Source organism: Mitsuaria sp. WAJ17, assembly GCF_014174515.1.
Lineage (GTDB): Bacteria > Pseudomonadota > Gammaproteobacteria > Burkholderiales > Burkholderiaceae_C > Roseateles_B.
In genome coordinates, this window is the sequence record NZ_JACJUG010000007.1 from 129,731 (window position 1) to 155,718 (window position 25,988).

24 protein-coding genes and 1 pseudogene are annotated in these 25,988 nt (G+C 68.4%); 19 read left to right on the plus strand and 6 right to left on the minus strand.

Going from position 1 to position 25,988, the window contains the following annotated elements; all coding sequences use genetic code 11:
• Positions 1-13: 13 nt before the first annotated feature.
• On the plus strand, positions 14-2,398 hold the full coding sequence (locus H5407_RS07700; protein ID WP_183103860.1) for a patatin-like phospholipase family protein: 2,385 nt from the start codon (positions 14-16) through the stop codon (positions 2,396-2,398).
• A gap of 191 nt (positions 2,399-2,589) precedes the next feature.
• Positions 2,590-3,300: an ABC transporter substrate-binding protein gene (locus H5407_RS07705; RefSeq protein WP_183103861.1), complete on the plus strand. Its 711-nt coding sequence runs from the start codon at positions 2,590-2,592 to the stop codon at positions 3,298-3,300.
• A 48-nt stretch (positions 3,301-3,348) separates the two neighbouring features.
• Here the strand turns inward: H5407_RS07705 and yihA are convergent, their stop codons facing one another.
• Positions 3,349-4,158 (minus strand): ribosome biogenesis GTP-binding protein YihA/YsxC, encoded by an 810-nt coding sequence (gene yihA, locus H5407_RS07710; RefSeq protein WP_404935603.1) that lies wholly within the window; start codon positions 4,156-4,158, stop codon positions 3,349-3,351.
• 39 nt (positions 4,159-4,197) lie between these two features.
• Here yihA and H5407_RS07715 point away from each other — a divergent pair, with 39 nt between their 5' ends.
• The 10 genes and pseudogenes from H5407_RS07715 (at position 4,198) to H5407_RS07755 (ending at position 14,470) form a co-directional block, all read left to right on the plus strand.
• A complete protein-coding gene (locus H5407_RS07715; RefSeq protein ID WP_183103862.1) occupies positions 4,198-4,812 on the plus strand; it encodes a c-type cytochrome in 615 nt (204 codons plus the stop codon).
• Positions 4,813-4,930: 118 nt separating this feature from the next.
• A complete protein-coding gene (locus tag H5407_RS07720; protein ID WP_404935604.1) occupies positions 4,931-7,096 on the plus strand; it encodes a cytochrome c biogenesis protein ResB in 2,166 nt (721 codons plus the stop codon).
• Entirely contained in the window at positions 7,093-8,442 is a 1,350-nt protein-coding gene (gene ccsB / locus H5407_RS07725; RefSeq protein ID WP_183103863.1) for a c-type cytochrome biogenesis protein CcsB, read from the plus strand. Before H5407_RS07720 ends, ccsB begins: the two co-directional genes overlap by 4 nt.
• Positions 8,439-9,233 carry an ABC transporter substrate-binding protein gene (locus H5407_RS07730; RefSeq protein ID WP_183103864.1) on the plus strand — a complete coding sequence of 265 codons (795 nt, stop codon included), beginning with the start codon at positions 8,439-8,441 and terminating at the stop codon, positions 9,231-9,233. The genes ccsB and H5407_RS07730 overlap by 4 nt, the downstream gene beginning before the upstream one ends.
• Before the next feature lie 105 nt (positions 9,234-9,338).
• Positions 9,339-10,322, plus strand: a complete 984-nt coding sequence (gene msrP, locus H5407_RS07735; protein ID WP_183103865.1) for a protein-methionine-sulfoxide reductase catalytic subunit MsrP — start codon at positions 9,339-9,341, stop codon at positions 10,320-10,322.
• A gap of 3 nt (positions 10,323-10,325) precedes the next feature.
• The gene (locus H5407_RS07740) at positions 10,326-10,949 is read left to right on the plus strand and encodes a protein-methionine-sulfoxide reductase heme-binding subunit MsrQ (protein WP_183103866.1); all 624 of its coding nucleotides are present in this window, start codon (positions 10,326-10,328) and stop codon (positions 10,947-10,949) included.
• A gap of 112 nt (positions 10,950-11,061) precedes the next feature.
• A pseudogene (locus H5407_RS24230) lies at positions 11,062-11,661 on the plus strand (NAD(P)/FAD-dependent oxidoreductase); the annotation flags it as partial.
• Between the two features lie 405 nt (positions 11,662-12,066).
• Positions 12,067-12,435, plus strand: a complete 369-nt coding sequence (locus tag H5407_RS24235; protein WP_255501137.1) for a dihydroneopterin aldolase — start codon at positions 12,067-12,069, stop codon at positions 12,433-12,435.
• Positions 12,436-12,464: 29 nt separating this feature from the next.
• Positions 12,465-13,412, plus strand: coding sequence for a tRNA 2-thiocytidine(32) synthetase TtcA (gene ttcA / locus H5407_RS07750; RefSeq protein WP_183103868.1), 948 nt, complete (start codon positions 12,465-12,467; stop codon positions 13,410-13,412).
• Positions 13,409-14,470 carry a DUF1176 domain-containing protein gene (locus tag H5407_RS07755; protein WP_183103869.1) on the plus strand — a complete coding sequence of 354 codons (1,062 nt, stop codon included), beginning with the start codon at positions 13,409-13,411 and terminating at the stop codon, positions 14,468-14,470. Before ttcA ends, H5407_RS07755 begins: the two co-directional genes overlap by 4 nt.
• A 99-nt stretch (positions 14,471-14,569) precedes the next feature.
• Here the strand turns inward: H5407_RS07755 and H5407_RS07760 are convergent, their stop codons facing one another.
• Positions 14,570-15,064 (minus strand): hypothetical protein, encoded by a 495-nt coding sequence (locus tag H5407_RS07760; protein ID WP_183103870.1) that lies wholly within the window; start codon positions 15,062-15,064, stop codon positions 14,570-14,572.
• A 228-nt stretch (positions 15,065-15,292) separates the two neighbouring features.
• Here H5407_RS07760 and H5407_RS07765 point away from each other — a divergent pair, with 228 nt between their 5' ends.
• From H5407_RS07765 to H5407_RS07775, 3 genes are all read left to right on the plus strand, one after another.
• Positions 15,293-15,904, plus strand: a complete 612-nt coding sequence (locus H5407_RS07765) for a DUF4136 domain-containing protein (protein WP_183103871.1) — start codon at positions 15,293-15,295, stop codon at positions 15,902-15,904.
• Positions 15,905-15,975: 71 nt separating this feature from the next.
• Positions 15,976-17,361 (plus strand): bifunctional UDP-N-acetylglucosamine diphosphorylase/glucosamine-1-phosphate N-acetyltransferase GlmU, encoded by a 1,386-nt coding sequence (gene glmU, locus H5407_RS07770; RefSeq protein WP_183103872.1) that lies wholly within the window; start codon positions 15,976-15,978, stop codon positions 17,359-17,361.
• A gap of 128 nt (positions 17,362-17,489) precedes the next feature.
• Complete coding sequence (locus tag H5407_RS07775) at positions 17,490-17,984, plus strand: hypothetical protein (RefSeq protein ID WP_183103873.1); 495 nt, start codon at positions 17,490-17,492, stop codon at positions 17,982-17,984.
• A 163-nt stretch (positions 17,985-18,147) separates the two neighbouring features.
• Here the strand turns inward: H5407_RS07775 and H5407_RS07780 are convergent, their stop codons facing one another.
• Both H5407_RS07780 and H5407_RS07785 read right to left on the minus strand, forming a co-directional pair.
• Complete coding sequence (locus H5407_RS07780) at positions 18,148-19,032, minus strand: transposase (protein WP_183103874.1); 885 nt, start codon at positions 19,030-19,032, stop codon at positions 18,148-18,150.
• A 152-nt stretch (positions 19,033-19,184) separates the two neighbouring features.
• Complete coding sequence (locus H5407_RS07785) at positions 19,185-19,667, minus strand: co-chaperone YbbN (protein ID WP_183103875.1); 483 nt, start codon at positions 19,665-19,667, stop codon at positions 19,185-19,187.
• A 113-nt stretch (positions 19,668-19,780) separates the two neighbouring features.
• On the opposite strand from H5407_RS07785, the gene H5407_RS07790 reads away from it, so the two are divergent.
• Positions 19,781-20,689, plus strand: coding sequence for a DUF808 domain-containing protein (locus tag H5407_RS07790; RefSeq protein ID WP_220800516.1), 909 nt, complete (start codon positions 19,781-19,783; stop codon positions 20,687-20,689).
• Here the strand turns inward: H5407_RS07790 and H5407_RS07795 are convergent, their stop codons facing one another.
• Positions 20,690-21,553 carry an ion transporter gene (locus H5407_RS07795; protein WP_220800517.1) on the minus strand — a complete coding sequence of 288 codons (864 nt, stop codon included), beginning with the start codon at positions 21,551-21,553 and terminating at the stop codon, positions 20,690-20,692.
• A 50-nt stretch (positions 21,554-21,603) separates the two neighbouring features.
• Here H5407_RS07795 and H5407_RS07800 point away from each other — a divergent pair, with 50 nt between their 5' ends.
• Positions 21,604-21,840: a hypothetical protein gene (locus tag H5407_RS07800; protein WP_183103876.1), complete on the plus strand. Its 237-nt coding sequence runs from the start codon at positions 21,604-21,606 to the stop codon at positions 21,838-21,840.
• A 20-nt stretch (positions 21,841-21,860) separates the two neighbouring features.
• Entirely contained in the window at positions 21,861-22,475 is a 615-nt protein-coding gene (locus H5407_RS07805) for a UPF0149 family protein (protein ID WP_183103877.1), read from the plus strand.
• 65 nt (positions 22,476-22,540) lie between these two features.
• Here H5407_RS07805 and H5407_RS07810 read toward each other — a convergent pair whose 3' ends face one another.
• Positions 22,541-25,252 (minus strand): prolyl oligopeptidase family serine peptidase, encoded by a 2,712-nt coding sequence (locus H5407_RS07810; protein WP_183103878.1) that lies wholly within the window; start codon positions 25,250-25,252, stop codon positions 22,541-22,543.
• Positions 25,253-25,510: 258 nt separating this feature from the next.
• Between H5407_RS07810 and H5407_RS07815 the strand changes: the two genes are divergently transcribed.
• Entirely contained in the window at positions 25,511-25,807 is a 297-nt protein-coding gene (locus H5407_RS07815; RefSeq protein WP_183103879.1) for a hypothetical protein, read from the plus strand.
• Positions 25,808-25,988 lie beyond the last annotated feature (181 nt).

Below are 25,988 nucleotides of genomic sequence, written 5' to 3' on the forward strand. Positions count from 1 at the left end.
GGTGAAGCCCCGCATGCAGCCCCGCCGCCCCGGCCGCGCCGCCCCTTCGGAGCCCAGGCGGGCCGCAGGCTGCGCCTCGCGCGCGCGCTCCGCGGTTCTCACTCTGGGGCGCCCCCTGCTGCTGCTGGCCGTGGCCCTGCCCCTGCTGCAGGTCCAGGCCGAGTCCCTGCCCCCGCCCCGCCCGGCCGAGCAGGCCGTCACCGGCTTGCTGCAGCCCCAGGCCGCCCGGCCGCGCCTGGGCCTGGTGCTGTCCGGCGGTGGAGCCCGCGGCCTGGCCCATGTGGGCATTCTGAAGGTGCTGGAACGCGAACACATCCCTGTGGACGTGATCGCCGGCACCTCTATGGGCGCCATCATCGGCGGCCTCTATGCCAGCGGCATGAACGCCCGCGAGCTGGAGCGCGAGATGCAGCAGATCGCCTGGGACCGCATGTTTGCCAGCCGCGTCGAGCGCCAGCAGCTTTCGCAGCGGCGCAAGGAGGAGGACTTCGAGTTCTCCGCCGTACTGGAACTGGGCCTGCGCGATGGCGAGGTGCGAGTGCCGCAAAGCACCCTGTCCAGCCGGGGCCTGGATGCCCTGCTGCGCCGCCTGACCCTGCCCGTGCGCGGCGTGGACCATTTCGATCAGCTGCCCACGCCCTTCCGCGCTGTCGCGACCGACATGGAAAGCGGCGCCCAGGTGGTGGCCGAGTCCGGCGACCTGGCCCAGGCCTTGCGCTCCAGCATGAGCGTGCCCGGTGTCTTCGCCCCGGTGGAGAGCGACGACGGCCGCATCCTCGGCGACGGCGGCCTGGTCAACAACCTGCCGGTGGACGTGGCCAGGCGCATGGGCGCGGAGCGCGTCATCGCCATCAACGTGGGCACGCCGCTATCCGGTCGCGACTCGCTGAATTCGCTGGTGGGCGTCACGGCCCAGATGATCAACATCCTCACCGAACAGAACGTGCAGCGCTCCATTGCCAGCCTCTGGCAGGAGGACCTGCTGATCACGCCGCAGCTCAAGGGCATGGGTTCGGGCAGCTTCGAGCGCAGCAAGGACTTCATCGCCCTGGGCGAGGCCGCCGCCGAGCAGGCCCTGCCGCAGCTGCGTGCCTTCGCGGTGAGCCCCGAGGTCTACGCCGACTGGCTGCTAGCCCGCACGCAGACCCAGCCTGCGGCCCCGGTGCTGGCGGGCATCAGCTTCGTGGGCAGCGATGTGGCCAATCCGGAACGCTTCAAGGACCAGTTGGAGGCCCGACCCGGCCAAATCTTCGACGCGGAGCGTGCCGAGCGCGACGCCCGCTTCCTGGCCTCCTCCGGCGACTTCGTGCGCGTTGACTACCACGTCGAGGAACACAGCGAAGGCAACCAGCTGGTCTTCATGATGGAAGACAAGCCCTGGGGCCCCAACTACTTCCGCGCCGGCATCGACCTCAGCACCGACTTCAACGGCGAGAGCGCCTTCAACCTGCGCATCAGCCACAACAGGCACTGGCTGACTCCGCACGGCACCGAGTGGCGCAACCAGCTGACCATTGGCCAGAGCCCACGCCTCTTCACCGAGCTGTATCACCCGTTGATCCAGAAGCTCGGCACCAGCAATGACTGGTTCGTCTCCAGCTGGGGAGAGGTCGAGAGGCACAACCTGACCCTCTACAACGCGGAGACCGGCCAGGGCCTGGCGCGGCTGGGTCGCAAGAGCCTGCGCTACGGCCTGGACTTCGGCCAGCCCTGGGGCCGTCTGGGCGAGGTGCGGCTGGGCCTGGTGCGCGAGCACTGGCGCGTGCACCCGGACCTCATCACGGTGGACCCCAGCCAGCTGGGCGCCAGCGACCAGCAGCGCCTCAACAAGACTTGGACAGAGACCGGCCTGCGACTCAAGCTGGGGGTGGACCAGCTGGACTTCGCCAATTTCCCGCAGCGCGGCTACCGCACGACCTTCGAGCACACGGCCGGCAGGCAGACCCAGCCGGGTGGCCGAAGCGACGCCTTCAGCCGCACCGAGCTTCAGGGCACCCTGGTGGGCAGCTGGGGCCGCCATACCCTGAACCTGCACCTGCGCGGCCTCAATGCCCATCAGCCCGAGGATTCGGCCCAGGGCCCCTACAGCCTGGGCGGGTTCCAGCAGCTGTCGGGCTACCAACCCGGGCAGCTGACCGGCAACACCCTGCTCTTCGGCCGCATGAGCTACTACCAGCGCCTGGCGCAGACGCCGGTGCTGACCCGGGGCTTCTTCATCGGTGGTTCGCTGGAGGCCGGCAATGCCTGGGACACGCGCCAGAGTGTGAGCCTGCGCGGCCTCAAGCTGGCCGGCAGTCTCTTCATCGGCGCGGACACCGGCCTGGGCCCGCTCTACCTGGGCCTGGGCAAGGGCCGGACCACGGACACCGCGGTCTATCTCTTCATCGGCCGCCCCTAAGCCGACGGGCGATGCAGAATCGGGGCATGCGGCCCCGCGTCCACCTTCTGAGTCGAATGCTGCTACCGGCACTGCTGACACTGGCCCTGGCATGGACGCCCCAACGAGCATCGGCATCGGGCGCCCCCGCAAGCAGCACCGCGCGGGTCGGGCAGGGCGCGCCTTCCGCCCCACCCTCCATGCCGGCCTCCGTGCCCACCTCCACACCGGCCGAGCGCGTGGCAGCCCAGGAAGCCACGCTGACCCTGGCCACCGGCACCGACGGGCAGAGCAGTGACGGCCGCTGGCTACGCCGCGTCTTCAGCGAGGCCCTGCGCCGCCTGGGCTGGCGCCTGGCAGTGCAGGAGATGCCTGCCCGGCGCGCCGAGCTGGCCCTGCAGCGCGGCGAGGTGGATGGCGAGATGGTGCGCACCGCGGACTATGGCGAGATGCACCCCGAGCTGCTGCGGGTGGACGCTCCACTGATGCACGCCTCCTTCGGCATCTACGGCGCAAGCACATCGAGCCCCCCACAGACGCTGGACGAGCTGCGGCGCTCCGAAGGCGTGGTGATCTACCGGCGCGGCGTGGTGGTCTGCGAACAGCGCCTGCGAGAGCTGCTGCCGCCGCAACGCCTGGTCGAGATCTCGGCGGCCTACAACGCCGTGCGCATGCTGGCCCGCGGCCGGGCCCGCTTCGTCTGCGACATGGACAGCACCGTCAGCCTGAGCCTGGCCCATCTGGGCGAGACCGGATCACCGCCGCTGCACAGGCTCTTCGAGCTGGGTGCGCCGATGCCGCTGTATCCCTACCTCCATGCCCGCCATGCAGCGCTTGCGCCCCGCTTGGCTGCCACGCTGCAGGCCATGCGCGCCGAGGGCGGGCTGACGCCGACCCCGAACCTGGGCCCAGGGAGGCGTTGACCACGCGATCCAGACGCGAACCGGACCCCGCCTGCGCGCAGGCCCAGCTCAGCGAGATTCGTCATCGCCCGGTTCGCCCAGAGCAGCGGACGGGTCCTCGGGCAGGTCGTCCAGATCAGGCATGGCCGGCACCACCGGGGCCTGGCGCACCCAGTCGTAGAGGATGTGGGCCACGTCAGCCACGCCCTGCTTCTTCAGTGCCGAGAACAGGGAGATGGAGACGTCTGACTCCTCGGTGGCCATGGCGCCCAACACCTCCTGGGTGGCCGCCAGCGCGGCCTGCGCCTCCTTGCGGTTGAGCTTGTCTGACTTGGTCAGCAGCACCAGCAGCTTGACCTCGCCATTGGCCACGCGCGTGGCGACGAAGTCCAGCAGCTGGCGGTCGAGGTCGGTGAGGCCCAGGCGCGAGTCCACCATCAGCACCACGCCCGACAGCGAGCGACGCACCTCGAGATAGTCGGCCATGACCTTCTGCCAACGCAGCTTGGCGTCGCGCGCCACGGCGGCATAGCCATAGCCGGGGAGATCGGCGAAGAGCGCGTCAGGTGCGTCCTTGGGTCCCAGGTGGAAGAGGTTGATGTGCTGGGTGCGGCCCGGCGTCTTGGACGCGAAGGCCAGGCGCTTCTGCTGCGCCAGTGTGTTGATGGCCGTGCTCTTGCCGGCATTGGAGCGGCCGACGAAGGCAATCTCGGGCAACTCGCTGGCCGGCAGGTGATGAAGCTGGCTCGCCGTCGTGAGGAAGCGGGCAGTGTGGGTCCAAGCCAACACAGTCTTGTCCGAAGGGGCGGTCTCGGCCGCTTGCGGCGCTTGGCTGGGGTTATTGCTGCTCATGTTGATCCAGTGGGCTGAGATTGCCATTGTAAAATCCGCCGGTTGCGCTTACAGACCCCCTTACTCATGAAGAATGCTGCTTTCCTGTTGATGGGCCTCGTCTTCACCGCTGCCGCCAGTGCATCGGAAGCTCCGGCGCCGGCCAAGCCCGATCTCAACAAGGGCCAGGCCACAGCCCAGGTCTGCTCGGCCTGCCACACCGCCGATGGTTCGCGCGGCAGCCCCGCCAACCCCATCCTGCAGGGCCAGCACGGTGACTACCTGGTCAAGCAGCTGACCGAATTCAAGTCCGGCAAGCGCGACAACCCGGTGATGAAGGGCATGGCCTCCACGCTGTCTGAAGAAGACATGAAGAACGTGGCCGCCTTCTACGCCTCCAAGCAGGCCAAGCCCGGCTTCTCCAAGGACAAGACCCTGGTGACCCTGGGCGAGAAGATCTACCGCGGCGGCATCGCCGAGCGCCAGATCCCCGCCTGCGCCGGCTGCCACAGCCCCAACGGTGCCGGCATCCCCGCCCAGTACCCGCGCCTGTCCGGCCAGCACAGCGATTACACCGAACTGCAGCTGAACGGCTTCCGTGCCGGTACGCGCGGCAACAGCCCGCAAATGGTGGCCATCGCCGCCAAGATGAACGACCGCGAGATCAAGGCCGTGGCCGACTACATCGCCGGCCTGCGCTGATCGCAGCCGGCCCGGGCGCTAGCGTCCGAATTGATCCATGGCAAGAGGCCGGCGCTTTGGCGCCGGCCTTTTTTCTGGCCCCACGTCTTTGCCAAGCGCTGCGACGACAATCCGGCTCATGAGCGACTCCAACAGCGACTCCTTCAGCCCGACCACCCCCGAGGCACCGCCACCCGCGCGTCCACAAGGCCCCGGCGCCGGCCGTGAATTCATCGAGCTGCTGTCCTCGATGCGCTTCGCCATCGCCCTGTTGACGGTGATTTGCATCGCCTCGGTGATCGGCACCGTGGTGCGCCAGCGCGAGCCGCTGAACAACTACGTCAACCAGTTCGGCCCCTTCTGGTCCGAGGTGTTCGGCAAGGTGGACCTCTACACGGTCTACAGCGCCTGGTGGTTCCTGCTGATCCTGGGCTTCCTGGTGGTCTCGACCACCCTGTGCATCGCCCGCAACACGCCCAAGATCCTGGCGGACCTCAAGAGCTACAAGGAGCAGGTCCGCGAGCAGTCCCTGCAGGCGCACAAGCACAAGGCCCTGGGCCAGTTGCCGCTGTCGCTGGAGGCCTCGCTGCAGCAGGTCTCGCAATGGCTGGACGGTGGTGGCTGGAAGGCCCGGGCCCAGGTGCGCACCAACGGCATCATGGTCGCGGCCCGCAAGGGCGCGGCCAACAAGATCGGCTACCTGGCCGCGCACTCGGCCATCGTGCTGATCTGCCTGGGCGGCCTCTTCGACGGAGACCTGCTGGTCAAGGCCCTCATGTGGGCCCAGGGCAAGAGCGTCTACCAAGGCGGCGGCTTCATCAGCGAGGTGCCGGCCCAGCACCGCCTGTCGGACCGCAACCCCAGCTTCCGAGGCACGCTGACCGTCACCGAAGGCTCGCGAAACGGCACGGCCGTGCTGAGCATGACCGACGGCGTGCTGCTGCAGCCCCTGCCCTTCGACGTCGAGCTCAAAAAGTTCAAGGTCGAGTACTACAGCACCGGCATGCCCAAGCTCTTCGCGAGCGACGTGCTGATCCACGACCGCGACGGCAAGACCACCGCCGCCACCATCAAGGTCAACGAGCCCCTGATCCACGAGGGCGTCGCCATCTACCAAAGCGACTTCAGCGACGGCGGCTCTCTGCTAAAGCTGCGCGCCATCCCGCTCAACGGCGCCGAGCCTTTCACGCTGCAGGGCCGCGTGGGCAGCAGCACCGAGCTTCAGCAGGGCGAGCAGCGCCTGGGGATCGAGTTCAGCGGCCTGCGGGTGATCAACGTCGAGAACATGGGCGGCAATGCCGGCGCCCCGAATGCCGAGGGCGGCGCCGACGTGCGCAAGGTCGATTTGGTCGACTCGCTGCAGGGCCACCTGGGCAGCGGCGCCAAGACCAGGACCGAGAAGTCGTTGCAGAACATCGGCCCCTCCTTCAACTACAAGCTGGTGGACGCCAGCGGCCAGCGCCGCGAGTTCAACAACTACATGGCCCCGGTGCTGCTGGACGGCCAGCGCGTCTTCCTGTTGGGCATGCGCGAGTCGCTCAACGAGGGCTTCCGCTACCTGCGCGCCCCGGCCGACGAGAACGGCTCGCTGGACGGCTGGCTGCGCCTGCGCCAGGCCCTGCAGAAGCCCGAGCTGCGCGAACGCGCTGCCAAGCTCTACGCCGAGGCGGCCACGCCCACGGACAAGCCCCAAATGCTGCCCCAGCTGACCGCCACCGCGCTCCGCGCCCTGGGTCTGTTCGCCGGCGCTGACACCGTGCGCCCCGAGGACAAGAAGCCCGCCAGCGGCTGGGGCGGCCTGATGGCTCTCTCGCAGTTCGTGGACCGCGAAGTGCCCGAGGCCGAGCGCTCCCGAGTCTCGGAGGTGCTGTTGCGCATCCTGAACGGCAGCCTCTTTGAGCTGCACAAGCTCAGCCGCGAGCAGGCCAAACTGCCTCCGCCCGTGAATGACGCCGCCACCCAGGCCTTCATGACCCAGGCCGTGCTGTCGCTGTCGGATGCCGTCTTCTACCCGGCCCCGGTGCTGCTGCAGCTGGAGGACTTCGAACTGGTCCAGGCCAGCGGTTTCCAGGTCGCCCGCGCGCCGGGCAAGACCCTGGTCTACCTGGGTGCGATCCTGCTGATCATCGGCGTCTTTGCCATGCTCTACGTCAAGGAGCGCCGGCTGTGGATCTGGCTCGAGGCCGCTCCCGGCCAGGGCGAGGAGACGCGGGTTCGCATGGCGCTCTCGTCCACCCGCGAGTCGCCCGACACCGCCACCGAATTCGACCGCCTCAAGTCCGAGCTGCTGAAGGACACCGCATGAACACGACCACCGCCACCCTCATCGTCGGCCGCCGCAGCTGGCTGGCGCAGCGCTCGCCCCTGGACTGGGCCTTCGCCGCCTTGATCCTCCTGGGCGGTGGCTTTGCCTTCAGCCGCTATGGCGCATCGATGGACGGCTACGAGAAGGGCATCCTGGCCTTCGCCGTGCCTTCCCTGGTACTGCTGGGCTGGTTCTGGCGCCCTCTGCGTCTGCTGAGCGTGCTGGTGGGCGGCTTCAGCCTGCTGGCCATCAACCTCTACCTGCGCAAGCTCGACGATTTCGGCGCGGACCTCGGCGTCGTGGACCAGGTCTTCCTGCTCAAGTACATGCTGGCCAGCCAGAGCGCCATCCTGTGGATGAGCCTGCTCTTCTTCCTCAGCACCCTGTTCTACTGGCTGGGCTTCTTCCGCCGCGGCAGCGGCACGGCCGAGCTGATCGGCTCCAAGCTGGCCTGGGGCGGCGTCTTCATGGCCCTGCTGGGCACCATGGTGCGTTGGTTCGAAAGCCACCAGATCGGGCCCGACATCGGCCACATTCCGGTCAGCAACCTCTATGAGGTCTTCGTCCTCTTCTCCTGGATGACGGCCGTGTTCTACCTCTACTACGAGGACCGTTACCGCACCCGCGCCCTGGGCGCCTATGTAATGCTGGTGGTGAGCCTGGCGGTCAGTTTCCTGCTCTGGTACACGGTGGCCCGCGAGGCGCACGAGATCCAGCCCCTGGTGCCGGCCCTGCAGAGCTGGTGGATGAAAATCCACGTGCCCGCCAATTTCGTCGGCTACGGCACCTTCGCGCTGGCGGCCATGGTGGCCTTGGCCTATCTGCTCAAGACGGCCACGCCACGGGCCCTGCAGATCGGCCTGATCGCCATGCCGGCCGCGCTGGTGGGCCTGCTGGTGATGGCCCGCGTCGGCATGGAGCTGCAGCCCGAGACCCTGGCGGGCCTGGACGGCTGGATTCGCAAGATGGGTGGCGTGCTGGCCTTCTTCGTGGTCTGCGTGCTGCTGCGTGAGCCGCTCACAGCCCGCCTGCCGCCGCTGCAGACCCTGGATGACCTGATGTACAAGGCCATCGCCCTGGGCTTCGCCTTCTTCACCATCGCCACCATCCTGGGCGCCTTCTGGGCGGCCGAGGCCTGGGGCGGCTACTGGAGCTGGGACCCCAAGGAGACCTGGGCCCTGATCGTGTGGCTCAACTACGCCGCCTGGCTGCACATGCGCCTGATGAAGGGCCTGCGCGGCGCGGTGTCGGCCTGGTGGGCCCTGGGCGGGCTGCTGGTCACGACCTTCGCTTTCCTGGGGGTCAATATGTTCCTGAGCGGCCTCCACTCCTACGGCACCCTGTGAGCCCACACGGCAGGCAGCTGTCCAGCCTCGCGGGCCTGGCCTTGGCCCTGGCGGCCTCCGCGGCGCCAGCGGCCGTCGTGCGCATCGCCACCGGTGAGCTGCCGCCCTATGCCACGGCGGAGGCAAATGACTCGGGCACGGCGCTGCAGATCGTGCGTCGCGCCTTCGCACTGGCCGGGCACGAGGTGCGCTACCAGTTCATGCCCTGGCAGCGCGCCCAAAACGAGACCCGCGTCGGGCTCTGGGACGCCTCGGCCTACTGGGGCGCCAACGAGGAACGGCGCCGCGACTTCCTGCTCAGCAGCAATGTGATGAGCGAGCAGTGGGTCATCGTCCATCGCCGCGACAGGCCCCTCACCTGGCGCTCGCTGGCAGACCTGAAGCCCTACATGCTGGGCGTGATCAAGGGCTACACCTACACCCCGGAGTTCTGGCGCATGGCCCGCAAGGGCGAGCTCAGGACCGACGGTACGCCCGACGACCTCGCGGGCCTGCGCAAGTTGCTGCTGGGCCGTCTGGATGCCATGCCCATGGAGCGCGGTACAGCCTGCTACCTGCTGCTGAGCCAGTTCAGCACGGAGGACGCCCGGCAGATCGACTACCACCCGCGACTGCTCACAGACAGTTTCACGACCCACGTCATTTTCCCCAAGGACAAGCCCGGCAGCCCGCAGCTGCTCGAGGACTTCAACCGCGGCCTCAAGCAACTGCAGGCCAGCGGCGAATACCAGCGCCTGCTGCGCGGCGTCGCCTGCCCGCAGCACTGGCAGGAGAGCGCCGGCCGGCACTGAGGGCGCAGCGCAAAGCCGAGCCCGCACGCGGGCATTGGAGCCGGCGTAAGCTTTTCGTCCCTGGGACGACGAATGCTCGTCTCCGATTCAGAAGGACGCGCTGCCATGCATTTCCACCCCGACCGCGGCCACGGCCGCTCCCTGGCTTCCGAAGTCACGCCCCAAGCCCTTTACGAAGGTCGGCGCGAGTGGCTGCGCCTGATGGCCTCCGGCGTGGCCGGTGCGGCCCTGGCCAGTTGGGCCTCGCGCGAAGCTCTGGCACAGTCCGCCGACAAGTCCCGGCTGGCCGCCGCGAAGAGCCGGCTGCCCGGCGCTCAGGTGATGGACAAGCCCACCCGCTACGAGGACGCCACCCGCTACAACAACTTCTACGAGTTCGGCACCGACAAGGCCGAGCCCGCACAGCTGGCCCGCACCCTGCAGACCCGCCCCTGGACTGTCAGCATCGAGGGCGAAGTGGCGCGGCCGGGCGTCCATGACATCGACTCGCTGCTCAAGCTGGCCCCCCTGGAAGAACGGCTGTACCGCCTGCGCTGCGTCGAGGGCTGGAGCATGGTGATCCCCTGGATCGGCTATTCCCTGGCCGAGTTGATCCGCAAGGTCGAGCCCACGTCCAAGGCCCGCTACGTCGAGTTCGTGAGCCTGGCCGACAAGGCCCAGATGCCGGGCCTGCGCTCCGGCGTGCTGGACTGGCCCTATGTCGAGGGCCTGCGCCTGGACGAGGCCATGCACCCGCTGACGCTGCTGAGCTTCGGCATGTATGGCGAGGTGCTCCCGAAGCAGAACGGCGCCCCCGTGCGCCTGGTCGTGCCCTGGAAGTACGGCTTCAAGTCCGCCAAGTCCCTGGTGCGCATCCGCTTCGTCGAGAAGCAGCCCGTCAGCTCATGGACGCGCGCCGCGCAGCAGGAATACGGCTTCTTCTCCAACGTCAATCCGCAAGTCGATCATCCCCGCTGGAGCCAGGCCAGCGAGCGGCGCATCGGCGAGGACGGCTGGTTCAGCAAGAAGCGGCCCACCCTCATGTTCAATGGCTACGGCGAGCAGGTGGCCACGCTGTACAGCGGCATGGATCTGCGCAAGTTCTTCTGAGCGATGACCGTGGGACGACAACACCCCCTGCTGCACCCCGCCGCCAAGCCCCTGCTCTTCCTGGCCGGCCTGGGGCCGCTGGCCTGGTTGCTGCTGGCCGCCATCCAGGACCGGCTGGGCGCCAACCCGGCCGAGGCCATGATTCGCGGCCTGGGCGACTGGAGTCTGCGCCTGCTATGGCTCACGCTGGCCGTGACACCCCTGCGCGAGGCCCTGGGCCTGCCGGCCCTGGCCCGCTTCCGGCGCATGCTGGGCCTCTTCACCGCCTTCTATGCCAGCCTGCACCTGCTGGCCTACGGCTGGCTGGACATGGGGCTGGACCTGGGCGAGATCGCCCGAGACATCGCCAAGAGGCCCTTCATCCTGGTGGGCTTCCTGTGCTGGCTGGGCCTGCTGCCCCTGGCCGCCACCAGTTTCAACCGCGCCATCAAGGCCCTGGGCGCCGCCCGCTGGCAACGCCTGCACCGGCTGGTCTACGGCCTGGCTCTGCTGGCCCTGCTGCACTTCGTCTGGATGCGAGCGGGCAAGCACAACTTCGCCGAACCAGCGGTCTACGGCCTGTTGCTGGCGGCCCTGCTGGCTTGGCGCCTGGGCCGCCGCTGGCGTCGCCAGGCGGCGCTTGCGTGAGGTTCTAGACCCCCGTCAACAAAGGCCACTGCTCAAAAAATGGGCGGGGCGGCGATAATCGCGGGTTCGGCCTAAGCCCCGGCCCGCGCCCGGGCCGCCCCGGCCGCCCTCCATGAGCCCCAACGTGAGTGCAGACGTCACCCCCTCCACAGATCGCCATCTGGCAGCCGACATCGCCATCCTGGGCGGCGGCCCGGCCGGCTGCTCGGCCGCGTCCTGGCTGGCGCAACTGGGCCTGCGCGTGGCCGTGGTCGAGCGCGAGGCCCGTCTCTGCGCCTCTCTGCAGGCCCTGCAGTTCCCGCAGGACTGGGTGCTGGGCCATGCGGGCCAGGACCTCGCCGCCCTCGGGCAGCAGTACGCACGGCAGCTGCAAGCGCAAGCGGGCGTCCAGATCCTGCTGGAGCGCAACCTGCAGCATGCCGACTGGCAAGCGGGCGAAGGCTGGCGCCTGCAGCTCGGCGACGGCAGCTGCCTGGCCGCCCGCGCCCTGATCCTGGCGACCGGCCTGCGGCCGCTGCGCCCCGAGCCCTTCTTCCCGCCCGGCCGCCCTCACTTGCGCGTGCTCGACGCCATGGACCTCACCGCCCGGCGCGAGACCTTGCCCCCCGGCCGCATCCTGCTGCTGGGCGGCGGCGACAACGCGGCCGAGAACGCACTGTTCCTGCAGGCCCGCGGCCACCAGGTGACGCTGTGGTCGCGTTCGGACTGGCGGGCCCAGCAGATGCTGGTGGACCGCATCCAGGCCCAGCCCTCCATCGTGCAGCGCCCGCGCTGCCCCATGCCCAGCGCGCTGCTGGCAGACGCCGAAGGCGTCACCGTGCGCTCACGCGAGCACGGCGAGGAACGTTTCGACCACGTGGCCGCCCTGCTGGGCTACGAGGCCGAGCCCTCGGCCTGGCTGCTCGTGGGCGACGCCCTGCAACGTGCCGGCATCACCGCGCCTTCGCACCCTTTCCGCGATGAGCCCCGCTTCGCCCCCTTGGGCCTCTTCGTGGCCGGTGACGCCAGCGGACGCCAGCATCCCTGCGTGCAGACTGCCCTGGGCGACGGTGTCGTGGCCGCCAAGGCCGCCGAGGCCTTCCTGCGCCCGCTGAAGGAGGGTCAGCCCACCCTGGCCCTGCGCCGCAACAACCGCCAGATCATCCATCTGCAGGGCCTGCGCTTCGGTGCCAACCTGGGCGTGCTGGACTTCGAGCGCGAAGGGCCGCAGCCCATACAGGTCGATGCAGAGGTGAACCTGGGGGCACAGACGATCGTCTCCCGGGATGCCGATATCGGCCACGTGCTGGACTACCGCCGCGTGCGCCAGATCATCATCGACGAATGCACGGCCGAGCACACGGACCTGCTGGAGGCCCTGCTGGGCAAGCTCTGCACGCGGCTAATGAAGCTGGCCGGCGTGGTGGGTGTTCGCATCAAGGTGACCAAGCTTGAGATTTTTGAGGATTGCCAGGTGGCGATCAGCGCCGAATGCGGGCAGTGGTGAACCCACGGCCCGGAGTTGACGAGGTGGAAATGACGAACGAAACGATGGAACTCGAGAGCGCAGCCGGCGCAGAGGCCGCCCCCTTGGCCCCAGACCTGGCTGCCGATAAGAAGCACGCCCACGAGATGAACAAGCTCTCCAAGCGCCTGCACCGGCTGGTCGGCCAGGCCATCGGCGACTTCAACATGATCGAGGACGGCGACAAGGTCATGGTCTGCCTCTCCGGCGGCAAGGACAGCTATGCCCTGCTGGACATCCTGATCAACCTGAAGCAGCGCGCGCCCATCCAGTTCGACATCGTGGCCGTCAATCTGGACCAAAAGCAACCCGGCTTCCCGGCCGAGGTGCTGCCCACCTACCTCCGCGGCATCGGCGTGGACTTCCACATCGAGACGCAGGACACCTACTCCATCGTCAAGAAGCTGGTGCCCGAGGGCAAGACGACCTGCTCGCTGTGCTCGCGCCTGCGCCGCGGCATCCTCTACCGCGTGGCCAAGGAACTGGGCGCCACCAAGATCGCCCTGGGCCATCACCGCGACGACATCGTCACCACGCTGATGCTCAACATGTTCTTCGGCAGCCGCATGAAGGGCATGCCGCCCAAGCTGGTCAGCGACGACGGCCAGAACGTGGTGATCCGCCCCCTCGCCTACGTGCGCGAGAGCGATCTCGTCACCTGGGCCGAGCATCGCCAGTTCCCCATCATTCCGTGCAACCTCTGCGGCAGCCAGGAGAACCTGCAGCGTGCCTCGGTGAAGGCCATGCTGCAAGACTGGGACCGGAAGTTCCCGGGACGGGTCGACAATATGTTCACCGCCATGGGCAATATCGTGACCTCGCACATGATGGACCGGAACCTTTACCCCTTCCAGACCATCAAGGCCACCGGCGTGCCCGACGCCAACGGCGACATCGCCTTCGACGAGGATGAGAGCTGCGCCGAACCCAAGCCGGCCACCATCAGCATCCTGCGATGAGCCGCTGGCTGACAGCGCTGCTGGCTTTGGCCGTCCATGGCAGTGCGAGCGCTGCCCGGCCGCAAGTGCCCCTCCAGCAGCGCTATGGTGACTGGACGGTCGCCTGCGACAACGTCCGCGCCTGCGCCGCCCAGGGCTACCACGTGCAGGACGCGGGCGGTGCGCAGGCGGGCCTGTGGCTGTCCCGCGATGCCGGACCGCAGGGCGCCGTGCATGTCCAACTGCATCTCAGCGGCCCGGATGGCCAGGACCTGCCGGACGGCAGCCGCCTCAAGGCCAGCATCGACGGGCGCGAGTTCAGGCAGCTGCCCCTGGACGCCGACCTGCCGCCCGCGATCGTCCGCCCCCTGCTGGCGGCGCTGATCGAAGGCGAGTCTCTGGAGCTCTCTGGCCCGGTCAGCATGGCGACGGTGTCCCTGCAGGGCCTCAAGGCCGCCCTGCTGAAGATGGACGATGTGCAGGGCCGCGTGGGCACCATGACCGCGTGGGTGGCCAAGGGCCAGGGCGCCGCGTCGCAGGTGCCTTCCGCCGTCCTCGCCCCCGTGCTGGTGCCCACCACGCCGCCCCGCATCGTGGACGCCGACGCCGCGCTTCCCCTGGTCAGGCAACTGGTGCGCCATCCGGCGGTCATCCAGGATTGCTACCTGCTGCAGGATGAAGCCGGCGAGGCGGACCGCCTGCCCGCCACCAGCCTCTACCAGGTCCGTGCGCAGGAGTACCTGGTGCTGATGGAATGCGAGCGCGCGCCCTACCAGACCGGCCACCGGCTCTGGCGATTGAAGCAGCGCCAGGGCGCGCTGGAGATCGCGCCCGAGGTCCTACCGGATGTCCGGGGGCCGGCGCTGGACCTGATGAATGCCGACCTGCAAGCCGGCGAGCTCAGCACCTGGCACAAGGGACGCGGCCTGGGCGACTGCGGCGGCGGCAGACGCTGGGTCTGGACCGCCACCGGCTTCGCGCTGCGCCTCGCACATGAGGCCCCGGACTGCAATGGCATGTTCGGAGGAGGCCCCGGACTCGTGCTGTGGCAGGCCGACGTCAAGGCAGCGAAGCCCTAGTCCGCCGGGCGCGACGGCCCGTGCATCGTCCTGCATGAAAAACGGGCCCCGCGGGGCCCGTTTGTCTTGCATGCCCACCCGCTTGCGGGCAGCCGGGGCTCACTCGCTCAGGGGCGAGGTCCAGGCGATGTCGTAGTGGTTCAGCGCCAGGATCTTGGTCTCGACTTCCAGGAAGCGGTTGGCCTCTTCCTGGCCAATGGCCTTGACCATCTTGGGGTGGTACTTGCGCAGCAGCTTCAGCTCGGCCTCAGCCAGGGCCAGGGAGTCCTTGGACGCCTGCTTGGCCTGGGCGCCGGTGAGCCTGTCGCCCTGGTTCACGGATTCCACGACCATGCGGGTGCGCTGGCGGGCCAGCTCGCCGGCTTCCTTGGAGTAGGCCTCGTAAACGGCGTTGAACTTGGCGGTCTGGGCAGCATCCAGCTTCAGGTTGTGCAGCACCACGGCCTTGCGGTCCGTGCGCAGCTTCTCGCGGACGGCCTGAACACGCGCGGCATCCGGGCCGGGCGTCGATTCGGCCGCCAGGGTGGGCAGGCTCAGGCACAGGGCCAGGCCCAGCAGGGGCAGCGTACGCAGCAGGGGCTTGCGGACCAACATCAGAACTCTCCTCAACTCAAAACAGAAAAAGCCGAGCGAGTGTTTCAGTGGAAACGCTGATCGTCAACATGGTTTTCCTCAGCGCGGTCTCGGGGTGGCGGGCCTGCGACGCCGGCGCGGTCCGGAGCTCGCCCGCGGCCTTCACCAAGCTTTGCACTGGGGGCGGACCAGGACTTGCCCTGCTCCCTAGAATGAGGCCATTCGGCCTGAGCCGAGAGAGGAGCCCCCATGGACCGTCGCCACTGGATGTTGGGATTTGCCGCCAGCGCCCTGCTGAGCCTCAGCGCGTGCAGCACCACGTACGTCGTCAACGCGGACGTCAGCAGCTTCGGCAGCTGGCCCGAGGGCCGCAAGCCGGCGAGTTATGCCTTCGACCGCCTGCCCTCGCAGCAGCAAGAAGGCGAGCGCCAGGCCGCGCTGGAGAGCGCCGCAGCGGCCGCCCTGGCCAAGGCGGGCTTCAAGCCGGCCGCCGACGCCAAGAGCGCCGATGTGCTGGTCTCCATCGGCATGAGCGTCAACGCCAACGACCGCGCGCCCTGGGACGATCCCCTGTGGTGGCGCTGGCATGGCAGCTACGGCGGCTGGCGCTACGGCCATTACTGGCGTGGCGGCCTGGGCCCCATGTGGATGGAGCCCCGCTACGAGCGCGGCGTGGCCCTGCTGCTGCGCGACCGTGCCAGCGGCGAGCCGCTCTATGAGGCACGCGCAAGCAACGAGGGCATGACCCAGGGCGACTCGCGCCTGCCCGGGGCCTTGTTCGACGCAGCGATGAGCGACTTCCCCCGGACGGAGCCCAAGCCGCACCGCACCAGCGTGCAGGTCAGCCGCGAGGCCCCCTGAACCCGGGCCGGGACCGGGGGCGCCGGCGGCCATAATCGCGGCTTCTTTCCAAGACGCGTCGCGAATCCGACATGGCACTGAACATCGTCATCATGGCTGCCGGCAAGGGCACCCGCATGAAGTCGGCCCTGCCCAAGGTCCTGCACAAGCTGGCCGGCCGCTCCCTGCTCCAGCACGTGCTGGACTGCACCGAGCCCCTGGCGGCAGCCCGGCGCATCGTCATCACCGGCCACGGGGCCGCCCAGGTGGAATCGGCGGTCGCGGCCAGTGGCGCCGCCTTTGTGCGCCAGGAGCCCCAGCTGGGCACCGGCCATGCCATCCAGCAGACGGTGCCCGTGCTGCCGGAAAGCGGCACCACCCTGATCCTCAATGGTGACGTCCCCCTGATCCGCACCGAGACAGCCCGCCGCCTGGCCGAGGCCTGTGACGGCCGCGCCCTGGTCCTGCTGACCATCGATCTGGCCGACCCCACCGGCTACGGCCGCATCATGCGTACAGGCGGCCATCCCGACGGCGCCGTGCAAGCCATCGTCGAGCACAAGGACGCCAGCCCCGAGCAGCGCCTCATCCGCGAGGGCTACACCGGCATGATGGCGGCACCCACGGCCCTGCTGAAGCGCTGGGTCATGGCCCTGTCCAACAACAACGCCCAGGGCGAGTACTACCTGACCGACATCGTTGCCATGGCCGTCGCAGAGGGCGTGCCGGTGCTGGGCGTCAAGGCGCCCAACGAGACCGAGGTCCTGGGCGTCAACAGCCCGCTGCAGTTGGCCGACCTGGAGCGTCGCTACCAGCGCCAGCAGGCTGAAAGCCTGATGGAAGCCGGCGTGCGCCTGGCCGATCCGGCCCGCTTCGACGTACGCGGCACGCTGCAGTGCGGGCAGGACGTCGAGATCGATGTCAACTGCATCTTCGAGGGGCAGGTCAGCCTGGGCGACGGGGTGCGCATCGGTGCCAACTGCGTGATCCGCAACGCCAGCATCGCGGCTGGCGCGCGCATCCATGAGTTCACCCATATCGACGGCGAGGCCGCCGGCGCTAGCGTGGGCGAAGGCGCGCTGATCGGCCCCTTCGCCCGCCTGCGCCCCGGCGCGCAGTTGGGCGCCGAGGTCCATATCGGCAACTTCGTCGAGGTCAAGAACTCCACCCTGGCCCGTGGCGCCAAGGCCAACCATCTGGCCTACCTGGGCGATGCGACGGTGGGTGAGCGCGTCAACTACGGCGCCGGCTCCATCACCGCCAACTACGACGGCGCCAACAAGCACCGCACCGAGATCGGCAACGATGTTCACGTAGGCTCCAACTGCGTGCTCGTGGCGCCGGTCAAGCTCGGGGCCGGCGCCACCATCGGCGGCGGATCCACCATCACCAAGGACGTGGCCGAAGGCGAGCTGAGCGTGGCGCGCGGCAAACAGGTGGGCATCAGCGGCTGGCAGCGCCCCGTCAAAAAGCGCTGATCCGGCAACACTTTGCGTGACAAACTTCATCCCTCTGCCTAGGATGGCGTCATGGCCCCCTCTTCTGGGGGCGCCAAACGCGCCAAGCCTGCCTAGGATTGCCAGCAGGTGGAAGAAAGCAGTACCCCATGGCACACACGCATCATGAGCCTTTGATGACCGATCCGCAGCAGGCCGAGCCCGACAGCCTGGCCGAGGCGGAACGCAGCCAGTTGCTCGCTGGCCTGGACCCCATGCTGGACGCCCAGGCGCAGGCCCTGGCCGACGAGCAGGCGAGGGCCGAGGCACTGGAGCGCATGGCGCTCTACCACGCCCGCTGCGATGACGCCGCGAAGGCCTGCTGGTACCTCTGCCGCAGCCTGGGCCTGGCCCGCCAGGAACCTGGCGAACCCAATCTGGACCTGCTCTTTGACCTGCTGGGCGCCCTGGCCGACCTGCCGGCCGAGGTTGCAGCAGCCCCCCAGCCCGAAGCCGTAGGCGATGCCGACGGCCTGGGTGTGTTCGAACTGTGCAACCAACTGGCCGCCGCCCGTGAACTGACCCAGGAAGCCTGGGAAGAAGCGGAGGCCCAGGCCTTTATCAGCGCCCCCTGCCCGACCGGCGCTGCGCACGCCATGCACTGAGCGCGCGTCGCTCTCCTGGCAAAAGGCACCGCCAAGCGGTGCCTTTTTTTTCATCAATCCAGGGAATGGCCTTGCCGTTCAAACACTTGCCGACGCTACCGCCAGCTTGTGCACGGACTTGTCCACAGCTGACGGGGACAGCGCAGCGCCCGCGGCCCGGATCTCAGTGCTGGTGCCGCTGGCGCTCATGCCCGGCGATCAGGCGGCTGACCCGCGACACCGACAGACCCAGCTCCTTGGCCAGGCCAGTCATGGACAGGCCGCCCTCGGTATGGGCCCGGTACAGTGCCTCTTCGCGGCTGCCAGCTTCATGCAGCCAGTCTCGCCAGGGCCTGGCCTTGAGCGATGCCCCCGAGGCGCCGGAACGGCCGGCCTTGCGCGCCGTGCCCGCACCGCCCTTGAGCTGGCCCTTCAGTCCCTCGACAAAGCCGGCATCGCCCAGGTAGATCTGCTGGCGCAGGTGCTGCCACAGGTCCAGGCCGCTGGCCTCCGCCACCAGCTTCTCGTAACGCTGGGCCGCCTTGCGACGATCGGCAGCCCCCTGCAGTGGCCGACCCATCACGTAGGCATGCAGGCCTTGCACATCCAGCCACTCCGGAGCCTCGACCAGGCCCGCATGGGCGGCGTAGCTGGACCAGGGCCATTGCGCCGGCGAAGCGGCCAGGCCGCGGCGCACGCCACCCAGCTCGACATAGCGGCAGGCGTCCAGCAGCAGCTTCTGGCGGTCCACCAGCACGGCCTTGAAGCGGCCCTGGAACAGATGGCCCACGGTCCCATGCCGCCGGTTGCTGCCCTGCGTGTAGACACCGTTGATATGCCGCATCAGGCGGGAGAGATTGGCCTGGCGGGTGAAGAGCAGGAGCTCGTAGGAGTCGGGCTCCAGGCAGTAGGCCAGGACCTGGGCGTCAAAGCGCTCCATGGCCTGCGCAATCACCGCGAGCAGGGCTCGACGGTCCGCGTCATCGTGGAACACCACCGCGCCCGCCTCGGCCTTGGAGCTGAGGTGGTAGACGGCGCCCGCAAACTCGATCCGCAGTGGTCTGGCCATGCTGCAACTTAGGCCAGCGGCCCGCAAAACGCAAGTGCCTGGCAAGGCCTGACCCCCACACAAAGGGGACACCCCAGGCACGGCCTCTGTCATTGATGGGGCCAGGTGTTGCGTCCCCGCCAAGGGTCGGGGGGAGCCAGGGCAGAGAAAGCTCAGTGCCTGAGCCCGTCCAGCACCTTGAGCACGGCCTCGTCGCCCATGTTGCGGGCATCGGCCAGCTCACCGCCGCTGGTGGCGCTGAGCACCTGGCCATCGCGGCCCAGCACGGCCACCGCGGGGATGCCCTTCTTCAGCGGCACGCCCATCTGCGCGGCGAGGTCGGTGTTCTTGTCGAAGCGGCCGACGTTGACCTTGAGCACCACAAAGCGCTTGGCCACCGGTCCGGCCAGGGTGCCGCCGGAGAACTTGCGGTCCAGGGCCATGCAGTCTCCGCACCAGTTGGCACCGAAGACCACCAGCACATTGCGCTGCTGGGCATTGGCCTGGGCCAGGGCCTGGTTGAGATCGGCACGGGCGTCGGCCTGCTCGTTGTAGACCTGCGGCTTGGGCGCGTCCTCGGCCAGGGCCGGGACCATGGCGGCTGCCAGGCCCAGGGCCAGCGCCGTGCTGCGGAAGAAGGTGGCGAGGGTGTTCATGGGGCGCAGTGTGCCGCAAGTCATTCCCCCTGCCGGAATGCATGTGCATGCGGCCCTGACGGGATCCTGATGCCAGATCGGGTACAAAGCGGGGTTTCAACTCCGCGCCCATCATGGCCTCGACCCTTCTCGCCCTGCTTGACGACATCGCCACCCTGCTGGACGACGTCGCCCTCCTCTCCAAGGCAGCCGCCCAAAAGACCACGGGGGTGCTGGGAGACGACCTCGCGCTCAATGCCCAGCAGGTCAGCGGCATCCGCGCCGAGCGCGAGCTGCCGGTGGTGTGGGCGGTGGCCAAGGGTTCGCTGCGCAACAAGGCCATCCTCGTGCCCGCAGCGCTGGCCATCAGCGCCTTCGCGCCCTGGGCTGTCACGCCCCTGCTGATGCTTGGCGGCGCCTACCTGTGCTTCGAGGGCGTCGAGAAGCTGGCGCACAAGTTCCTGCATGGGGACGAGGACGCGGCCGAGCATGCCCAGCAGGTCCAGGCCCTCTGCGACCCGGCCGTGGACCTGGTCGCCTTCGAGCGCGACAAGATCAAGGGCGCCATCCGCACCGACTTCATTCTCTCGGCCGAGATCATCGTCATCACCCTGGGCCTGGTCTCCAGCTCGCCGCTGGCCACCCAGTTGATGGTGCTCAGCGGCATCGCGGTGCTGATGACGATGGGCGTCTACGGCCTCGTGGGAGCCATCGTGAAGCTCGACGACCTGGGCCTCTACCTCAGCCGCAAGGCCGAGTCGTGGAAGCAGTCGCTGGGCGGACTGCTGCTGGTGGCCGCGCCGCGCCTGATGAAGATGCTGGCCGTGGTCGGCACCGCCGCCATGTTCATGGTGGGCGGCGGCATCCTGGTGCACGGCATGGAGCCGGTGCACCATGCCATCGATCACCTGGCGCAATCCCTGCCTGGCGCACCGGTCCTGCCCTGGCTGGTGGCCACCCTGGGCGACGTGCTGGTGGGCATCGCCTGCGGCGCGCTGGTCCTGGCCGTGGTGGAGGGCACGGCCAAGCTGCGCCGCCGCTGATCAGATCGCGTCGCGCTGGTAGGGCGGCAGGGGCGCGCCGCAGTCGCGGCAGTAGCGCGCCTCGGCCAGATGGCCTTCGCTGAGGCATTGCGGGCAGCTGCGGGTGGTGGGCGTGCCGCTGCGACGCTGGGCCGTCATCTCGGCCGTCACGATGCCCGTGGGCACGGCCAGCACGCCCCAGCCCAGCAGCATCATGGCCGAGGCGATCAGGCGGCCCAGGTCCGTCTTGGGCGTGATGTCGCCGAAGCCCACCGTGGTCATGGTGGTCACGGCCCAGTACATGGCGGTGGGGATGTTGACGAAGCCATGGGCCGGCCCCTCGACCACATACATCACCGTCCCCATGATCAGAACGGCCATGATCACCACCGACAGGAAGACCAGGATCTTGCGCGCACTGGCCTGCAGCGCGCTGCCCAGACTGCGGAACTCGTGCAGGTAGGCGCTGAGCTTGAAGATGCGGAAGATGCGCAGCAGGCGCAGCACGCGAACATCCACCAGGGCATAGGCCTCTGGCAGGAACAGCGCCAGGTAGGTGGGCAGCACCGCCAGCAGATCGACGACTCCATAGAAGCTGCGCACATAGCGCCAGGGCTGCGGCACGCAGGCCACGCGCAGCAGGTACTCGACGGTGAACAGCGCGGTGAAGAAATACTCGGCGACGTCGAAGGCACGGCCATGGCGCAGGCGCCAGTCTGCGACGCTCTCGGCGATCACCAGGGCCACGCTCAGCAGCACGGCCACGACCAGGGCCACGTCAAAGGCCTTGCCGGCGCGCGTGTCCGCCTCGAAGATGATGGTGTAGCAGCGGTCCCGCCAGCCACTCAGGGCGGCGGTGCCATCGGCAGGGGCAGGATGCATCATCCGGCCAGTCTAGGGCCTGCTGCAGCCCCGCGACGAGGGACAATCAGCCCATGAAGACACACACCATCGAAGTCCAGAAGTTCAAGGCCGCCGGCAACGCGCACGGCCTGATCATGCTCAAGGTGGACGCCTTGGTCGCTCCCAAGTCCAATGTCGAGGGTATCGAGCCCAGCTCCATCCTGAGCCTGACCGAGGCGAACGCCCGCGTGCTGATGTCGCTGCTGAAGGCGCAGATCGCCGAGCTGGACACCAAGAAACCCAAGAGCCGGCACGGCCGCCACGGCTGAGCACTGAACAAAGACACCCCATGGAATATCCCAGCTACAACCCCGCCTCCGACTACCTGCCGCTCAGCGACGAGGAACTGTCGATGCTCGACGACATGCTGAGCAAGCTGCCCAGCGACGCCGCGATGAACATCGAGGCCCTGGACGGCTACCTGACCGCCCTGCTGCTGAGCCCGCAGCCCCTGGCCGCGCAGCCCGGCGCCGCCTGGCTGCCCGAGATATGGGGTGGCGACGGCGCCGACGGCATCGCCCCCTTCGTCAGCGGCAAGCAAAAGAAGCGCGTGATGATGCTGGTGCTGCGCCACCTGCACAGCATCGCCGTACAGCTCAAGAATCGGCCCGACGCCTGGGAGCCGATCTTCAGCATCGCCGTCGATGAGGAAGGCGCGGAGATGACCGACGCCGAGGACTGGTGCATCGGCTTCATGCTGGGCGTGGACCTGGCCGCTGATGAATGGGCCGCGCGCTTCGAGGACGAAACCCAGGGCGCCCTGCTCTCCCCCATCGCCCTGCTGGGTGGCGACGAGAGCCAGCAGGACCCGCAAGACCTGGCACAGCTGGCCAACGCCCAGCTCAAGGACGCCCTCAGCCGTGAGATCCCCGACGCCGTGCTGGCCCTAGCCGGGCACGGCTGAAGCAAGCCTCGACTCCACGAAAAAAAAGGCGACCCGCGGGTCGCCTTTCTTCTTGTGGCACGCGCTTACTGCGCCTGCTGCACACGGCCCAGGTGCTGCAGCCAGAAGGCCTCGTACTTGCGATGCCAGCCGGCAGTCTTCACCACGCCGCCCATGCCGTGCTCACCGTCCGGATCCAGGAAGAGCTCGACCAGCGATTCCTTGCCCGAATCCAGCAGGGCGCGGTAGACGTTGACCGTGTCCTGGTACAGCACGTTCGGATCCATCATGCCGTGCACCAGCATCAGCGGCTTGCGAAGGCCCTTCGCCATTGGCAGCAGGGAGTACTTGCGCAGCACGGGCTTGCTGCGGTCCACCTTGCCGATGGTGCGGCCGCTGTACCAGCTGTTGTAGTTCTCCCATTCGGTGGGGCCGGCACCGGCGATGCCGGCGGCGAACACATCGGGCTGGGTGTACATCGTGTACTGCGTCTGGAAGCCGCCGAAGCTCCAGCCGTTGAGGCCGATGCGCTGGGCGTCCACGCCGAAGTTGGCCTTCATGTGGGCCACGAGGTCCAGCAGGTCCTCGGTCTGGGGCAGACCCACCTGCTCCCAGTTGGCGTCGGCAAAGCGGCGGCCGTAGTTGGAATGGCCGCGGGTGTCGATGGACACGGTCACGTAGCCATGCTTGGCCGCCATGTACATGCCGAACATATAGCCGGTGGGCTGGAAGCTGTCGGTCTCGATGGTGTGGCGGTCGTTCAGCGGGCCGCCGTAGACGTAGACCACGGCCGGGCGGCGGTCGCTGGCCTGCCAGCCCTTGGGTTTGAAGACGTAGGCGCTGAGCACATCGCCATGGCGGTTCTTGAAGCTGAAGCGCTCAGGGCGCAGCACATGCACGGCGTCGAGGGCCGGGTCATAGCTCTGCGTCAGCGCCTTGGGGGCCTTGACCTCCCCCTGGCCCGCGATCAGCTTGAGCTCGGGGCGCTGCGACCAGTGGCCGGCATTGGCCGCCAGCCAGCGGCCGTCCTCGGAGACCACGGCATTGCGGTGGTAGTCGGGCGACTGCCCCAGGGCCTGCATGCGGCCGCTGGCCATGTCCACGCGCCAGAGGTTCATGGCGGCAAGGTCGTCCTTGTTGCTGACCACGAACATCTGCCTGGAGTCCGGCGTGAAGCCCAGCACGCGGTGGGCCTCGAACTCGCCGGTCACCAAGCGCTTGAGCTGCTTGCTGGCGAGGTCGTAGGCATAGGGCTGGCGCCAGTCGTGGTCGGCCAGGACCAGGACCAGGGTCTTGCCGTCTGGCGTGAAGTCCGGGGCCATGACGTTGACCAGCTCATGGTGAAGGTCGCCTCGGCGCTCCAGGATCATCTCGGGCTTGGCGGTCTCGTCGGCCTTGCCCAGGTAGACGCGCAGCAGCTCCTTCTCGCGCTCGAAGGTCACGAAGGCGTAGTGGCTGCCATCGCGGGCCCAGGCCACGGGGCTCATCTCGAACCAGACGTCGCCGCCCTTGTTCGTGAACACCGGCTGGGGCTGGGCCGTGGGCGCCGCGCCCTCGGCCGCCACCTTGCGGATGTACAGCGCCAGCGGCTGCTCCATGCGCTTGTCGTCCGAGACCTCGCGGTCCACCTTCTTGGCGGTGGCAAAGCGGGTGTTGTAGTCCATGATCTCGACCATGCGGCCAGGCTTGGGCGCCGGCCCCTTGCCGTCGGCGGCGCTCAGCGGCGCCTGGGCCAGCAGGGACATCCAGCGGCCGTTCTCGCTGAGGCGGGTGTCGCTGATGCGGTACTTCTTCTCCGCATCATCGTCATGGATCAGCTCGCGGTTGAGCACCTGCACGCCCGCAGTGTTGAAGCGGCTGCGCAGCACGCGGGTCTCGTCCTGGTAGATGAAGCCCTGGTCATCGGGCGTGTAGGCCACCATGCGCAGCGATCGCTGCGTGCCCAGCAGGGGCTGGACCTTGCCGTCCGCGACCTGCCAGCGGAACAGGCTGCCGCGGTACTGGAAGACCAGTTCCTCGCGATGGTTGGCCCAGACCACCTGGCTCACGCCGGGGTAGAGGTCGCCGGGCTTGAGCTTGTGTTTGGCTTCCTTCTTCTTCAGCTCGTCGCGCAGCTCCCAGAGTTCCTTTTCCTTGTCCTTTTCTGCGGACTTGGTGGCGACGCTCGCAGCGGAGGCCGCCGACGCAGCAGGGGCCGCAGCCTCGGCCACAGGCTTGCCGCTGCGCTTGGCGGCCAGTGCCTCGGCAGCCTTCTTCTCGGCCTCGGCCTCGGCCTTTTCGGCGGTCTTCTCGGCTTCGTCTCTCGCCTTCTTCTCTGCCAGCTCCTTCTTCAGCTGCTCCAGGGCGCGGGCTTCGAACTGGCCCAGGTCCACGTTCTCGCCGCGCAGATAGGCCTGCTGCAGCTCCTCGCGCTGCTGGCGCTCGTTCCATTCGGTCTGGCGCTGCAGGGCCTTGCGGGCGAAGCGGGCCAGGTCCTCCGGCGCCTCGAAGGCGGCCATGACGGCCGGAGAGGTCACGCGCACGGTCTTGCCAGTCTGGGTGTCATGGATATAGAGATCGGTGCCCGGTTCGCCAAAGGGATTCCACAGATAGGCCAGGTAGCGGCCGCTGTGGCTGAACTGGAGCTCACGCGCCGATTCACCGCGGTAGGGCTGGGCGCGGAACAGGCTTTCCAGGCTTAGCGAGGGGGCGGCCACGGACGGGGTGGCGGGGGCGGCCTGCGTCTGCAGGCTGGTCGCGGCGGCACTGAGGGCCAGCGCAAGGGCGCAGGCGACAGAGGCGGGTTTCCAGGCTTTCAAGGGGATCTCCTCAACGCCTCCGGGTACTGGAGGCGGCGGGATTCTAGGGAGGCAGGCCGGGCTTGCGTCAGCGCCGATGCCGCCGATGCGCTGGACGGCGGAATCCGGCCCTCCAAGCGCGGTGCGGCACGCGGTCAAAAGCACAGGAATGCGCGGAAATTCGGGTTTTGTTCGAAACCGCAATGACGGGGCCTGCGCTACCATCAGACTACCGGTGCGCCAGGGTCAAGCCTTGCGCAAGGCAACCAGGGGCCCATCGTGGCTGTCACGCTCCAGAAGATCATCGCTGCGTTCGGACTGCTCTGCGTGCTGTGGATGGCAGCGCACATGATGCTCGGCGCCCGCCAGCGACAGGCCCTGGAACGCTGGCCCCGCGCCAGCTGGCGCTGGCTGCAGCGCTATCTGCTGTGGCGCTTCAACACCCGCGAACGCCGACGCCTGGCCCGCGAGGAAGCCCTGGGCGCCATCCAGCGCGCCAAGCGGGCCGCCAATGACGATGGCCTCTGGGAAGGCAACGTCTACCGGCCCAAGAAATTCGAGAAACCCAAAAAATGACCCCCCCTACCGGCTTCGCCGGCCTTGCAGGCCGCGCCAGGCCATAGGCCTGGCCCTTCGGTAGGCACAAACGGCTCGCTGTTGGTGTCCGACCTCAGCCCCCCAGGGGGGCGGAGCCGGATCAGCGGCCCCTGCGGGGGCGCAACGCGCTGACGCCCGGTTGCGGTTGCTGGGGGCGCCG

Excerpts from the sequence above, each read along its gene's own strand:
- H5407_RS07700 (WP_183103860.1), top strand. The coding sequence starts at position 14 with ATGCAGCCCCGCCGCCCCGGCCGCGCCGCCCCTTCGGAGCCCAGGCGG.
- yihA (WP_404935603.1), bottom strand. The coding sequence starts at position 4,158 with ATGGCAATCTCAGCCCACTGGATCAACATGAGCAGCAATAACCCCAGC.
- H5407_RS07715 (WP_183103862.1), top strand. The coding sequence starts at position 4,198 with ATGAAGAATGCTGCTTTCCTGTTGATGGGCCTCGTCTTCACCGCTGCC.
- H5407_RS07720 (WP_404935604.1), top strand. The coding sequence starts at position 4,931 with ATGAGCGACTCCAACAGCGACTCCTTCAGCCCGACCACCCCCGAGGCA.
- ccsB (WP_183103863.1), top strand. The coding sequence starts at position 7,093 with ATGAACACGACCACCGCCACCCTCATCGTCGGCCGCCGCAGCTGGCTG.
- msrP (WP_183103865.1), top strand. The coding sequence starts at position 9,339 with ATGCATTTCCACCCCGACCGCGGCCACGGCCGCTCCCTGGCTTCCGAA.
- H5407_RS07740 (WP_183103866.1), top strand. The coding sequence starts at position 10,326 with ATGACCGTGGGACGACAACACCCCCTGCTGCACCCCGCCGCCAAGCCC.
- ttcA (WP_183103868.1), top strand. The coding sequence starts at position 12,465 with ATGACGAACGAAACGATGGAACTCGAGAGCGCAGCCGGCGCAGAGGCC.
- H5407_RS07755 (WP_183103869.1), top strand. The coding sequence starts at position 13,409 with ATGAGCCGCTGGCTGACAGCGCTGCTGGCTTTGGCCGTCCATGGCAGT.
- H5407_RS07760 (WP_183103870.1), bottom strand. The coding sequence starts at position 15,064 with ATGTTGGTCCGCAAGCCCCTGCTGCGTACGCTGCCCCTGCTGGGCCTG.
- H5407_RS07765 (WP_183103871.1), top strand. The coding sequence starts at position 15,293 with ATGGACCGTCGCCACTGGATGTTGGGATTTGCCGCCAGCGCCCTGCTG.
- glmU (WP_183103872.1), top strand. The coding sequence starts at position 15,976 with ATGGCACTGAACATCGTCATCATGGCTGCCGGCAAGGGCACCCGCATG.
- H5407_RS07775 (WP_183103873.1), top strand. The coding sequence starts at position 17,490 with ATGGCACACACGCATCATGAGCCTTTGATGACCGATCCGCAGCAGGCC.
- H5407_RS07780 (WP_183103874.1), bottom strand. The coding sequence starts at position 19,032 with ATGGCCAGACCACTGCGGATCGAGTTTGCGGGCGCCGTCTACCACCTC.
- H5407_RS07785 (WP_183103875.1), bottom strand. The coding sequence starts at position 19,667 with ATGAACACCCTCGCCACCTTCTTCCGCAGCACGGCGCTGGCCCTGGGC.
- H5407_RS07790 (WP_220800516.1), top strand. The coding sequence starts at position 19,781 with ATGGCCTCGACCCTTCTCGCCCTGCTTGACGACATCGCCACCCTGCTG.
- H5407_RS07795 (WP_220800517.1), bottom strand. The coding sequence starts at position 21,553 with ATGATGCATCCTGCCCCTGCCGATGGCACCGCCGCCCTGAGTGGCTGG.
- H5407_RS07800 (WP_183103876.1), top strand. The coding sequence starts at position 21,604 with ATGAAGACACACACCATCGAAGTCCAGAAGTTCAAGGCCGCCGGCAAC.
- H5407_RS07805 (WP_183103877.1), top strand. The coding sequence starts at position 21,861 with ATGGAATATCCCAGCTACAACCCCGCCTCCGACTACCTGCCGCTCAGC.